The sequence below is a fragment of the Azospirillum sp. TSO5 genome, assembly GCF_003116065.1.
GTDB lineage: Bacteria > Pseudomonadota > Alphaproteobacteria > Azospirillales > Azospirillaceae > Azospirillum.
The window spans coordinates 179856-191942 of the sequence record NZ_LGQY01000032.1; the positions used below are offsets into that span (position 1 = coordinate 179856).

The following is a 12087-nucleotide window of genomic DNA, read 5'->3' on the forward strand; positions in this document are numbered from 1 at the left end:
ATCGGTCGAGGCAACCAAAAAATTTTGCACTGTGACCTTCTTGCATAGGCACGTCATAGGACGGCGGCAGGAAGATCACACCGGGAGAATGATCGACGGAATTTCGCGCCGCACGCCTCGCCTTCCATTATTGCGTTGCATAAATTGTTCGAAAGGGCCGCGGCGCGTTCATTCGTACGCACAGCCGGCCCACTGTGACAGAGGGTATCCGACATGACCGTTTCCGCCGACCTCCGCAAGCCCCGCAAGCTGGCCATGCTGGCGCTCGCTGCCGCATCGGCGCTGGCGCTGCTCGGCGTCGGCCCCGCGGACGCCCTGCCCTACCGCGACACGCTGACGCAATGGGCCGACCGGCTGGACGCCGCCGCCGTGGAGCTGGACCGCAACCCGGTGCAGCCGTCGACCCGAATCGGCGAAGGCGGCCTGATGAAGCTGGGCAGCAGCGGCGAGCGCGTCGGCCGGCTGTCGCAGCGTCTGGTCGAACTCGGCCTGCTGCCGGCGGACAAGGTGTCGGACGTCTTCACCGCCGACATCGACCGCGCGGTGAAGGCCTTCCAGCTCGCCCAGCGGATGAAGCCCGACGGCCTGATCGGCGCCGGCACCCGCGCCGCCCTCGACCGCACGCCGGCGGAGGCCGCGGCGCTGATGCGGCAGAGCGCCGTCGCGATGCGCAGCTTCCGCGACACCGCCCCGGACAATGTCCTGGTGGTGAACCTGACCGACCAGACCACCACGCTGGTGCGTGGCGGGGAGGAGGAGCTGACGATGCGCGCCATCGTCGGCCGGCCGTCGCGCGAGACGCCGCTGCTGACCGACCGCATCACCCACGTCATCGTCAACCCGACCTGGACCGTGCCGCCCACCGTCCTGAAGGAAGACAAGCTGCCGATGCTGCGGGCCAAGGGCGTGCCCGGCATCCAGAACGCCATCGTCTATCTCGACGGGCAGGAGGTGGCACCGGAAACCGTTGACTGGCACGACGTCACGCCCGGCCGGGTCCGCATCGTGCAGCAGCCGGGCGACCACAACGCGCTCGGCCGGTTCCGCTTCAACCTGACCAACCCCTACGACATCTATCTGCACGGCACCAACGAGCCGCGGCTGTTCGCGCGCGAGCTGCGCTCCATCAGCTCCGGCTGCGTCCGGCTGGAGGACCCGCGCCGGCTGGCGGAGTTGCTGCTGCAGGGAACCAGCGTGACCCCGGCGCGGATCGACCGCATGCTGACCAAGCCGCAGCCGCAGTGGGTCAAGCTGCCCACGCCGATGCCGGTTCAATTCGTCTATTGGATCGCCACGGTCGAGGCGGACGGCGCCGTCCGCCTGCATCCGGACATCTACGACCGCCTGGACGACGTGCCGGTCGGCGCATCCGCCCCGGCGGTGGAGCCGGCGCCCGGCTCGCTCCCGGCCGTCGCGCCGGCAGTAACGCCGGCCGATACCGGCCGCGCCGCCATGCCCGAAGACAGAAGCGGCACGGCGGACGGCACGGCGGAAAAGTCCCGCGTCTGAGGGGCTATCCCCGGCGGCGCGTCTTCTTGCTGCGGTTGGGCGGCACGGCGGTGGAGGCCGCTTCTTCCGGCGTCGGCCACGCATCACGGTCGCCGCGCATCGGAATGCCCATCTCGTCGCCCTGGTCGGCGAGGCCGGGCTGTTCGCCCTGATTGGCGATGCTCAGCACCGGCTCCACCGGCTCGGTGCGCATCGCGGTCGCTTCCGGACCGCCGGCCGGGTTGGGCTTCAGCGTGTCGCGGTAGTTGTCCTGGATCGCGATCTCCTCGCTGGCCAGTTCCCAATGGGCGGCGTCGCGGCCTTCCGGCCGGCCTTCGCGCTCCCAAATCTCATGTGCGCGCCGACGGATGCGGCTTTCCAAATCCTCGGCCATACGGGTCGTCTCCTTCACGGGTGGGCCTTCCAGAGGGGTTGCGGACGCGGCCCACGGCGCCTGTTCCGGCGCCCGGCCGCTCCGCCTGTCCCCTAATGAACCCCGCCGCTCCCCCGCCGGTTCCGGCATGCCTCTTCACCAGCCTTTGCCCACCCCTTGGGCATGCCCGGTGGCGGCACCGTTTCCGAACGGCAACGCCCCTGTGAAAAGCGGCGAAGCCGCCACATTTTCGCCGCTTGTCGTTTGAATTAACCCCTTCGGGATGATATTGCACCGCCATCAACCGGCGGTCCGCAGATAGTGGCTGGGCCAAGCGACGGGACCGATATGTTGCGCATTTCCTGGCCAAACGCCGCATCCCACAGTTCCAGCCTCCGGGTGGCCGACAGCCGCCGGGGCCGGGGCCTCGCGCTGGTCCTGCCGGCGTGCGGCCAGGGCTCCGGCGGGCTGCTCAAGGTCGCCCTGCTGGCCTGCGCGATCGCGTTGCCCGCCCTGCACTCCCACGCCGCCGAATCGCCCGCCAAACGCCAGCCCGCCGCCAAGGTCGAGCAGAAGGCGCCGACCCCGGCTCCGGCCGCGGCCCCAGCCATACCCGACGGCCCGGTCCTGCAGCTGGGCATCTATTCCGGTGACGGCGACGCTTGGTGGAGCTGGAAGAACCTGCAGCGGCGCGAGCGTGATCTGACGGCCGGGATGACCGCCTCGGTCATGCTGCTGGACGGCAAGAGCGAGGCCGGCGGCGTGGCGCTTTACGCCCAGGTCGCCAAGGGCACCGACGCGCGGGCGCTGTGCCGGCGGATCGTCGGCGCCGGCTTCGGCTGCCTCGTCGTCGACCGCCCGGCCCCGACCGCGACGCCGGCGCCCGTCACGCTGGCGAAGACCGCTCCCGAAAAGACTGCGCCCGCTCCCGAAGTCGCCCCCGTTCAGGCGGCATCACCGGCGGAGCCGGCCTTCGTTCCGTCGCCCGCGACCAAGCCGCCGGCCGTGACAGTGGCCGTCGCCCCGCCGCTGCCCGACAACAAGCCGCCGCAGCAGGCCGTCGAACGCGAGACGGTGACGACGACGACCACCTCCGTCCTGGCGCCGATCGGCTCCGCCAATGCCGCTCCGCTGCCGCCGCCGTCGGTCGCCGCCGCCTTGCCGCCGGCCGAGGGTCTGGTCATCTACAACGAGGAAGATGCCCGCACCATGGCGGACATCGAGCAGCACAGCCGCCGCAAGGGCCGGCTGCGCTCGGTGATGCCGGATTCGCGCTACGACGTGATGCCGGCGACGCTGAAGCGGGAGAACTGGAACCTCTGCGCCCTGACCTTCGACGACGGGCCGCACCGCACGGTCACCCGCCAGGTTCTGGACATCCTGAACCGCGAAGGCGTGCGCGCCACCTATTTCCCGGTCGGCCGCATCGCCGAACGGCAGGGGGATCTGATCCGCGACTTCGTCGCCGGCGGACATGAGATCGGCAACCACAGCCTGACCCATTCCGACCTGCGCAAGATGGACGCCGCCGGCGCCCGCTACGAAATCGCGGAGACCAACCGCATCCTGCGTGAGTTCGGCGCCAACCCGGTGCTGTTCCGCCCGCCCTACGGCCGCTATTCGGACGATCTGCTCACCATCGCGCGGGAGGAGCATATGGGCTCCGTCCTATGGTCGGTGGACACGCGCGACTGGCAGGTGCGCAATGCCGACAAGATCGTCAGCCAGATCAAGCTGGGCGGACTGCCGGGTAACGTCTTCCTGATGCACTCCACCTATGCCAGCACGGCGCAGGCCCTGCCCCGCGTGATCGCGGAACTGAAGGCCAAGGGCTGCGAATTCGTCACCCTGTCGGAATGGTTGGAACGGGCGCGCGTCCTGGCACTGCCGAAGATCGTCAACGCCGGCATGCCCTCGCCGGTGGCCGGAACGCCCACGGACCGCCAGTAAGGGCGCTGCGCCCTTACAGGGGCCCTTACCGGGGCTCTTACCGGGCGGGCTTGCCGTCCTGCTTCTTGCGGTTCTGGGCGTATTGGCGGATCACCGCATCGACTTCGGTCGGCAGGATCGTCCAAGTGGCACCGATGGTGTCGCCCTTGATCTCCACCACCGCGACGGTCGCGTTGAAGGTGAATTTTCCGGCCGGATCATCGACCCGCACCGACACCTTGGCGTTCTGACCGACGATCAGCGACCCGTCGAAGCCGCGGGCAACGAAGCCCTTCGGCGTCAGCGACACGATGGGAAAGCTCTTACCGTCGCACTGGATGACGCTGACCGGCATGCGGCCGGCGGGCTTGGCCGCCTTCTTGTCCTTCACCGCGACCTTCAGAAAATCGAAAAGCCCCATCCCGCGCCCCCGGAAAACCGCCCCGGATCACCGGGAGGAAGGGCGAATGCCGCCCTCACCCGCGATTAAACGCGGACATGCTTCGTGGAGCAACGGAAACCTGATCGGGAGGAATCCCAGGGAAACCCGGGGAAGCGCATCAGCGGCGGACGGACTCCTGCATGGCGGCCCAGGCGCGCTGCGCCCGCCTGACGGACAGCAGCGCGAAGGGCAGCAGGGTCACCAGGACCACCGCCATCCCGACCATGACCGACAAGGCTCCCAGCGCATCGGAGGCGGGAAGCCGGGCAACCAGACCGGCCAGAAGATGCAGGATCAGCGCCCCCAGCACCGACACCGCCAGCAGCGGGCCGACGACGGCCGGCAGCAGGCCAAGGGTGCCACGCCGCGAGCGCCCGGCAGTGCCGGCCGTAGCGGCATCCTCCGCCGCCCATCCCGACCGGCCCGCCGGGTACGGCATGCCGGCGACGCCCCGCACAACGCTCCGCATTGGCACCTCCGCTCTGGCTGTCTCTCCGCACTCCGTACGGCCGCATTTCGAAGATCCGCCCGGATTACCGCCAGTCGGGGTACCGAGAGAACCGATGCGGGAACTATAGGATGCTTTCTCCGGCCTGGCTAAAATCCAATACGATTACCCCCTTGTGCAGAGCCCCACCCCTGCCCCGGCCCAAAGCATGGGCATCGAAAGTATAGGTCCGGCCGACAGGCACGACGGGAGGCATGGCCGCCGGCAAAGCCGACGGTCTCCACAGAGGCTGTGGATAACTGTGTGGGCAAGCCGTGGGCAGTCCCGATTCGCGCTAGGCGATTCAAGGGGGCTACGGTGTTTGCCCAAAAATCAGGCAAATAACGCAAGCGCCTGATTTATAAAAGAAAACCCTGTTTTTTGGCTCTTGGAGCCCTGGCCGCGTGTCAACCGAAATCTGTCACATTCCGCCTGACCCTGCGATTTCACACCCTGTTGTGCCCTGTTGACAACTGCTCCCAAGGGCATTCCACCATCGTTGCGGGTGGGGCGGCCCTGATCGGCCGCCCTATGACCTTCGGAAAGGCAGGGTCTCCGCAACCGCCTGAACCCTTTAGCTCTCCGTCTTCGCCCAGCAGCGCAGAACCTCCGCCACGCTCCAGGCCTGGGAGATGCAGCCGCGCGGGGTGAAAGGCGCCTCCGCGTCGAAGATCTCGCTGATGGTGCTGATGCCGGCCTCGTCCAGATGCGGCAGGAAGCCCTCCAGCAAGCGGCGCGCCCCCGCCTTGTCCTCCGGGTGCAGCTTCAGCCACGCATCGACGTAGGGGCCGATCAGCCAGCCCCAGACGGTGCCCTGGTGATAGGCGGCGTCGCGCGCCCGCAGGTCGCCGAAATACTTCGCCTTGTAGTCGCGGCAGCCCGGCGCCAGCGACCTCAAGCCCACCGGGGTCAGCAGACGGCTGCGCACCGTCTCCACCACCGGCTCCCACCGCTCGCGCTCCAGCACCGGATGATCCAGCGAGACGGCGAAGATCTGGTTCGGCCGGCAGGCGATGTCGTCGCCATGCTCACCATCCACCACGTCGAACAGGTGGCCGGCCGACGGGCACCAGAAGCGCGCGTTGAAGGAGGCGTGGGCCTGATCGGCCAACTCGCTCAGCGGACGGGCGGCGGCCTCGCCGTCCTCCTCGCGCAGCCAGCCGGCCATCAGCCGCAGGGCGTTGTGCCACAGCGCGTTGATCTCCACCGCCTTGCCCCGGCGCGGCGTCACCACCCAGTCGTCGACCTTGGCGTCCATCCAGGTCAGCTGGTAGCCCTCCTGCCCCTGGCGCAGCAGCCCGTCCTTCGGGTCGACGCCGATGCCGAAGCGGGTGCCGCGCCGGTGGAAGTCGATCACCTCGCGCAGCTTGGGCAGCAGCAGGCGCAGCGTGTCGCGGTCGCCGGTGGCGGCCAGATAGCGGTGCAGCGCGTGGAAGAACCACAGCGTCGCGTCGGCGGTGTGGTACAGCCCACGGTCCTTGCCGTCGGGGAACATGTTGGGGATCAGGCCGTCGCGGATGTAATGGCCGAAGGTGTGCAGGATCCAGCCCGCCTCCAGATGGCGCCCGGTGGCCAGCGTCAGCCCTTCCAGCGCGATCATGGTGTCGCGGCCCCAATCGGTGAACCAGTGGTAGCCGGCGATCACCGTCCGCACCTCGTCGCCTTCGGCCCGCGCCCGCATCTGGTCGGCGACACGGCCGGCCGGCACGAACAGGAAGCTGTCGGCCGACAGCACCAGCTCCGCCATCGCCCCTTCGCGCAAGGCGGGGTGGGCGTTCTGGATAATGCGGCGGCGGCGCTCCGTCTCGAACACCAGCACGTCCGCCGGCGGCAGAGCCTCCAGCCGCCACCAGTCCTCGGTCGCGGCGGCGAAGGTGATGCTCTGGCCGGGGCCGACCTCGCCGCTGAAATAGCCGGGCGTCCACAGCGACCCGCGCGCCTGATAGCCGCGTTCGTCCTCCACCCGGTAATAGACGTCGCGCCGGATGCCGCCGTCGAGCGTCATCGGGAAATCGCCGCCCTCGATCGCCATGCGCAGCACCGGCAGGTCGGGGCCGGCGGAAACCTCGTAGCGCTGCCCGGCCGCGGTGATGCGATAGGCGCCGGCCAGCGGCCGGTCGACCGCCGATTCCAACGTCCGGAAGGCCATCACCGGCCGCAGGCGCAACTGCACCGGCGCCTTCGCCTCCATCACCCGGTAGGTGACATGAACGATGTTCTGGCCGTGCGGCAGGACGACCTGCTTCTCGATCACCGCCCCGCCGGCGCGGAAGCGCCAGACCGGCAGCCCTTCCTCCATGCGGAATTCCTGCAGGGCGGCGGTCTGCCCCTCCTCCCCCGCTTCGCCGCCCGCCGGATCGCCACCGGTATCGCGGCAGCTCAGGCGGTAGCTGCGGCCGTCGGGGTCGATGACCACGTCGCTCAACTGGCTCAGCATCAGCACGCGGCCGAGCGGGGCCGGCAATGCCGCGATCAGCAGCCCGTGGTAGCGCCGCGTCACCGCTCCCGACACCGACCCGGAGGCATAGCCGCCAAGACCGTTGGCGACCAGCCATTCACGGGTTTCGGCACCTTTCGGACCGGTGTTCAGAACCTCGCGCGACAGGGTGCGGACGAAATCAGCCATGGGGACCTACGCTCAGCTATCGGTTTCCGACCCTTGGGAAACCACGATGACCGGGGTTGTGTTGCCTCCGCTATCGTCGCTTTTCGTCGGAAAGTCGCGCGCGGGGCCCAGAACCAGCGCCGCATGGCCGGGCAGCCGCCATGCGCCGTCCGGCTGTTCCACCGCCGCCGTGCCGCAGCCGCCATAGGCCGGCTCCTCGCTGGACCACAGCACCGTCCACGCCCCGTCGAGTGGCGGGGCCAGCAGCGGCTCCGCCAGCGCGCGGAGAGTCAGGTCGCGGCCCAGATTGACCAGGACCAGACGGTCGTCGCCCTCCTCCTCCCCGAATACGCGGAGGACGAAGGCCTCCTCGCCCAGCACCGCGCCGTCCAACCCGCCGGCCCGCTGGGCGGCGAACACCGGGTCCTCCCGGCGCAGGCGCAGCAGGTCGCGGTGCATCGTCCAGACCGCGGCGTTGGCCTCCCGCTCTCGGTGGTCGAGCTTGCAGCGGGTGAAGCTGTCTTCCGCCTGCGGCTTGGGCAGCCCGGTCCGCATTGCCGGCTCGGCGATGCTGGGGAACTGGGCCAGGAACTCCGCCCTGCCCGCTTCGACCAGCTTGGCCAGTTCCGGCTTGTGGTCGGCGAAATAGAGGAAGGGGGCGGTCGCGGCGAACTCCTGCCCCTGGAACAGCATCGGCGTGCCGGGACCCAGCAGGATCAGCGCCGTCATCGCCCGCAGCAGCCCCGGCGTGGTCAGCGCATGCAGCCTCAAACCGCGGGCGGAGTTGGCGATCTGGTCGTGGTTCTGCAGGAAATTGACGAAGGCCGGCCGCGGCATGGCGAAGGCGGGCATGCCGCGCCGCTTGCCCTGCCAGCGATACCACTGCCCCTGGTAGAGGAAGCCATACTTCATCGCCGACACCAACTCCTGCGGCGTGCCGCGATAATCGGTGTAATAGGCCTCGTTCCGGCCGGTCAGCGCCACCATCGCCGAATGGTGCAGGTCGTCGTTCCAGATGGCGCACAGCCCGCAACCGCCCTCCTCGGCTGGCTTCACCATGCTGGCGTGCTGCGGCTCGTTCTCCCCAACCAGGATGGCGGCGCGCCCGCCGGCGGCCTTGCGCACGGCGCGGGAGATCTCGGTCAGGATGTGCGGCTCGCCACGGTCCTCGCTGGCGTCATGGATCGACTGGGTGGCGTCGAGCCGCAGGCCGTCCAGGTGATACTCCTCGATCCAGAAGGCGGCGTTGCACAGGAAGAACTCCCGCACCGGCGCGGAGTTGGTGCCGTCGAAGTTGATCGGCTCGCCCCACTCGTTCTTGTGGCGGTCGGTGAAATAATCGTCGGAAAAGCATTTCAGGTAATTGCCGTCCGGACCGAAGTGGTTGTAGACGACGTCCAGTATGACGGCGAGCCCCAGCCGGTGCGCACCGTCGACGAAACGCCGCATGGCGTCGGCATCGCCATAAAGCCGCGTCGGCGCGAACAGGTTCACCCCGTCATAGCCCCAGCCGAAGCGGCCGGGAAACTCCGACACCGGCATCACCTCCAGCACCGTCACGCCGAGGTCGGCCAGCGCCGGCAGCTCCCGCAGCGCCGCGTCCCAGGTCCCTTCCTGCGTGAAGGTGCCAATGTGCATCTCGTAGATCACCTGCCCCCGGATGACGCGGCCTTGCCAGTCCTGATCGGTCCAGGCGAAGCGGTGCGGATCGACCAGTTGCGAGGCCCCATGCGGCCCCTCGGGCTGGAAGCGCGACATCGGGTCGGGATAAAGCATGTCGCCGCCGTCCAGCCGGAAGCGGTAGAGCCCGCCGGCCTCCAGCCCCGGCACGACGCCGGAGAAATAGCCGTTGCCCTCGCCCTCCAGCGCCGTCGCCGGCCCGTCCGGTTCGGCCACAAGCTCCACCCGTCCGGCCTTCGGCGCCCAGACCCGCGCATGGGCGCCGCCGGGCAGCAACTCCACACCGATGGGCCAGCGGCGTTTGACGGTGGCCTGCGCCTGTTCGACAGGCGGTACGGCGGCGGACATCTTCACGGCAGTTGCCCCCGATGAGTGATGCGGATTTGCCTTGCGGGGATGGTCAACAGGGGTGGGGCGGCGTGGTTACGGGTGGGCTGAAAATTGTTTCAGGGGCTAAGGGTTTTGAGGGGAGGGTGAGAGATGTCGGCTGACGATGCCCCCTCCCTAACCCTCCCCCGCTTCGCGGGAGAGGGAACTGCCGCCACCATGCGAATCGTCCCTCTCCCGCATGGCTCTCGCACAAAGCTCCGCTTTGTGCTGACGCGACAGGCGGACCGTAGGTCCGCTGAGAGCGGGGGAGGGAGGGACCCGCGGCGAAGCCGTGGGAGGGAGGGGGCAATCTCCACCCCGCCCCCCTCAAACCCGCTCCCCAAAGCTCCGCGCCGCCGCGTCGATCACCAGCGGGTGGGCGCGCAGCGCGGTCAGCGCCGCTTCGACCTTGTCGTCGGTGACCTCCAGCGTCACCAGCACATCCGAGCGGTCGCCGCGCTCGGCGTCTCGCTCCTCCCGGCCAAGCTGCACGACATCGCCGAAGCGGTCACGCAGGCTGCCGACGATCTCGGCCTCCACACCCCGGCCGCGTTCGGCGGGATAGGCATAGACCAGTTCCATGGCGGCTCTCCCTTCTCACTCTAGCCTTGCGGGGCGAAGACGACGCGCAGGCAGTCGTCGGCCTTCTCCTTGAACATGCGGTAGGCCTGCGGGCCGTCGTCCAGCGGCAGCCGGTGCGTCATCAGATAGGACGGATCGAGGTCACCGTTGCGGATATGCTCGAACAGCCGGTCGGCATAACGCTGGCCGTTCTGCTGACCCATGCGGAAGGTCAGACCCTTGTTCATCGCCGCCCCCATCGGGAACTTGTCGATCAGCCCGCCATAGACGCCGACGATCGACAGGGTGCCGCCCTTGCGGCAGCTCTCGATCATCTGGCGCAGCACCGCCGGCCGGTCGGTCTGCAGCCCCACCGCCTGCTTGGCCCGGTCGTACAGGTCCTCCACCGCGTTCGACGCGCTGTCGGCCTCCATGCCGACGGCGTCGATGCAGACGTCGGGACCGCGCCCGCCGGTCATCGCCTGCAGCGCGTCGAAGATGTCGACGCGGCTGTAGTCCAGCGTCTCGGCCCCCACCTTCATCTGGGCGGCGCGCAGCCGGTCGGGAAAGCGGTCGATGCCGATCACCCGCTCCGCCCCCAGCAGATAGGCGCTGCGGATCGCCATCTGGCCGACGCCGCCGCAGCCCCACACCGCCACCACGTCGCCCGGCTTGATGCCGGCCATGTCGGCGGCCATGTAGCCGGTCGGCACCGCGTCCGACACGAAGACCGCCTTCTCATCGCTGACTCCCTCCGGCACGCGGAAGGCGTTGAAGTCGGCATAGGGCACGCGGATATATTCGGCATGGCTGCCGGCATAGCCGCCGAAGGCATGGCTGTAGCCGAAGATGCCGGCGCCGCAATGGCCGTAGGCGGTGCGGGCATAGTCCGGGTTCGGGTTCGAGTTGTCGCACAGCGAGCTTTCGCCGTGTTGGCAATGTCCGCAATGGCCGCAGCCGATGATCGACACGGTGATGACCCGGTCGCCGCGGTTGAGATAGCGGACCTCCGGCCCCTTCTCCACGATCTCGCCGAGGAATTCGTGGCCGATGATGTCGCCGGGCCGCATGGTCGGGACATAGCCGTCGATCAGATGCAGGTCCGACCCGCAGACCGACGACAGCGCCACCTTGACGATCACGTCATGCGGATTGACCAGCACCGGGTCGGGCACCCGCTCCACCCGCAGGTCGTTGGTTCCGTTCCAGCAGAGCGCCTTCATTCCGTCGCCTCCCGGAAAGAGCCGGACCCGTTCCCCCGCGGCTGCCGTTCGATGGTCGACAGCTCACCGGTCTCCACCCGCTGTTTCAGCCGGCGCAGCGCCTCTTCCGCCTGCCCTTCCGGCGTCACACCCAGAAGCGCCGCCACCTCGGTGGCCGGAACGCGGTAGACCAGCGTCAGCCGCACCTCCGTCCCGCGGTCGCCCGGCGCCGGGCTCAGCATCAGCGAGGCGCGGTGCGGCAGAGCCGTCTCGCCCACCGTGTGCCAGGTCAGCAGCCGGTCCTCGTCGACGCGGTCGAGCACGCAACGCCAGCTCGGCCCCTCGCCGCCCGAAACGGCTTTGGCGATCCAGCGGCTTTCGGTGGCCGACAGCACGTCGACCCGCTCCAGCTGCGGCATCAGCTTCGGCAGGTTGGCGAAATTGCGCCAGAAGCGGAAGACAGCCCCCGGTTCCGAGGCGATGGTGACGACGGCCTGCGTGCGCTCCGGCGTCAGCGACCGGCGGCGGGAGGCCGGGACGCTGCGCCAGGCGCCGGGGTTCGGCACGGCACGCAGGGACCGTTCACCCAGGGGCCGCAGCCCCAGGGCGCCGACGGCGAACAGGCCGGCGCCGCCCAGCGCCAGCATCGCCCCGCCCCATCCCGATCGCCGCAACCCGATCACGCCCAGCGCGGTGCCGCCCATCATGGCGAGCCAGCGGCCGCCGGTCGCGGCCTCGCCCGCCCCCCTCCCCGGCCCCAGCTCCGACCCCAGGTTTGAAAGAAAAGAGTCCGGCTGCGGCCAGCGGCCCCGCCCGGTCAAACTGTTCGACGCCATCGCCGCTCCTTTCCCGTCTGTGCAAATTCTTCGGCCAAAGCCTTTGGGCCAAAGGCTTTGGCCCAAAGGCTTTGGAAAGAGAACAGCCGGGTTGCGGCTTCGTTTCCTCGCTTGC

The 12087-nt window shown here is 69.1% G+C and carries 10 protein-coding genes; 2 read left to right on the forward strand and 8 right to left on the reverse strand.

Annotated elements, in window-relative coordinates:
* Positions 1 to 213: 213 nt before the first annotated feature.
* On the forward strand, positions 214 to 1509 hold the full coding sequence (locus TSO5_RS10340; RefSeq protein WP_109151497.1) for a L,D-transpeptidase family protein: 1296 nt from the start codon (positions 214 to 216) through the stop codon (positions 1507 to 1509).
* A 4-nt stretch (positions 1510 to 1513) separates the two neighbouring features.
* On the opposite strand, the gene TSO5_RS10345 is transcribed toward TSO5_RS10340, so the two are convergent.
* The gene (locus tag TSO5_RS10345) at positions 1514 to 1882 is read right to left on the reverse strand and encodes a DUF2934 domain-containing protein (RefSeq protein ID WP_109074523.1); all 369 of its coding nucleotides are present in this window, start codon (positions 1880 to 1882) and stop codon (positions 1514 to 1516) included.
* A 378-nt stretch (positions 1883 to 2260) separates the two neighbouring features.
* On the opposite strand from TSO5_RS10345, the gene TSO5_RS10350 reads away from it, so the two are divergent.
* Positions 2261 to 3811: a polysaccharide deacetylase family protein gene (locus TSO5_RS10350; RefSeq protein WP_247870688.1), complete on the forward strand. Its 1551-nt coding sequence runs from the start codon at positions 2261 to 2263 to the stop codon at positions 3809 to 3811.
* A gap of 37 nt (positions 3812 to 3848) precedes the next feature.
* On the opposite strand, the gene TSO5_RS10355 is transcribed toward TSO5_RS10350, so the two are convergent.
* The 7 genes from TSO5_RS10355 to TSO5_RS10385 form a co-directional block, all read right to left on the reverse strand.
* Positions 3849 to 4211 (reverse strand): hypothetical protein, encoded by a 363-nt coding sequence (locus TSO5_RS10355; RefSeq protein WP_109151499.1) that lies wholly within the window; start codon positions 4209 to 4211, stop codon positions 3849 to 3851.
* Positions 4212 to 4350: 139 nt separating this feature from the next.
* Complete coding sequence (locus TSO5_RS10360; protein WP_109151500.1) at positions 4351 to 4701, reverse strand: hypothetical protein; 351 nt, start codon at positions 4699 to 4701, stop codon at positions 4351 to 4353.
* A gap of 592 nt (positions 4702 to 5293) precedes the next feature.
* Positions 5294 to 7345, reverse strand: a complete 2052-nt coding sequence (locus TSO5_RS10365) for an amylo-alpha-1,6-glucosidase (protein WP_109151501.1) — start codon at positions 7343 to 7345, stop codon at positions 5294 to 5296.
* A 12-nt stretch (positions 7346 to 7357) separates the two neighbouring features.
* The gene (gene treZ / locus TSO5_RS10370; protein WP_247870691.1) at positions 7358 to 9352 is read right to left on the reverse strand and encodes a malto-oligosyltrehalose trehalohydrolase; all 1995 of its coding nucleotides are present in this window, start codon (positions 9350 to 9352) and stop codon (positions 7358 to 7360) included.
* A 348-nt stretch (positions 9353 to 9700) separates the two neighbouring features.
* Positions 9701 to 9955 carry a hypothetical protein gene (locus TSO5_RS10375; protein ID WP_109074528.1) on the reverse strand — a complete coding sequence of 85 codons (255 nt, stop codon included), beginning with the start codon at positions 9953 to 9955 and terminating at the stop codon, positions 9701 to 9703.
* 20 nt (positions 9956 to 9975) lie between these two features.
* Positions 9976 to 11157: a zinc-dependent alcohol dehydrogenase gene (locus TSO5_RS10380; protein WP_109151502.1), complete on the reverse strand. Its 1182-nt coding sequence runs from the start codon at positions 11155 to 11157 to the stop codon at positions 9976 to 9978.
* A complete protein-coding gene (locus TSO5_RS10385) occupies positions 11154 to 11972 on the reverse strand; it encodes an SRPBCC family protein (RefSeq protein WP_109151503.1) in 819 nt (272 codons plus the stop codon). The genes TSO5_RS10380 and TSO5_RS10385 overlap by 4 nt, the downstream gene beginning before the upstream one ends.
* Positions 11973 to 12087 lie beyond the last annotated feature (115 nt).